Annotated in this window: 1 protein-coding gene; it reads right to left on the bottom strand. The window is 40.4% G+C overall.

Features of this window, described 5'->3' with window-relative positions; translation table 11 throughout:
• Positions 1-78 precede the first annotated feature (78 nt).
• The coding region (locus tag ACNPNW_RS05985; RefSeq protein WP_448766709.1) for an alpha/beta hydrolase family protein at positions 79-768 on the bottom strand (690 nt) is incomplete at its 5' end.

Genomic DNA, 768 nt, shown 5'->3' with positions numbered 1-768 from the left:
CCAATTATTAAAACTAAAACTGATCTTAGCGCGTTAAATCTGAAAATGAAACGTCAAGAGCTACCAATCTCTTTGTGCTTAAGCCAGATCGGCTAAAAATTTTAAAATTGGCTCAACGAGTAACTTGGTATCAAAAAGGATGGCATCGTGCGTGCCCTGTATTTTTACCAAATTCAGATTTTGGGTTGTTAAAAACACAGATTCTTGACTAACTTTGTAAGGAACCAACATATCATTCTCGGAAAATATAAATAGCATCTTGACTGAATGATTTTTTAAGATATCCACTAGATTTAATTGCTGCAATAGATAAAGATGCTTAACCTGATAGTTTAAATCAATACTATTTAACTGTTGGTGCAATAATTTTGCACGTTCACGCGCTGCTGCGCCAGCTAAAGTGACCAAGGTACAGAAGCGCTGCATCCCGCGTTTTGGATCAGCCAGTATGGAGGATTTAAATTGTGTATATTGTTCAACTGGCATTGCCTGTGGCCATGCTTCGTTGGCCACGAAACAGGGATTTGACATACAGCAAATCACTGGCTTGGCAATTTTCAGTTGTTGCTGGATTTCATTAGCCAGCAAAAGTGCCAACTGTCCACCCAAAGACCATCCCATCAAGACATCAATAGAACTCGCCTGCCTGACTTTTTCGGCCAAAATACTTTCCACGTTAGGATCAAAAATATCCCATACTTCAACTTGATGCTGCTGCCGTAACTGTTCTACAAACGGGGTTAAGACCGCTGTTCCTAGCCCCCAACC

The sequence above is a fragment of the Acinetobacter endophylla genome, assembly GCF_053543775.1.
The sequence above is the reverse complement of the archived record's forward strand: the minus strand, read 5'-3'. Positions and strand labels throughout refer to the sequence as shown.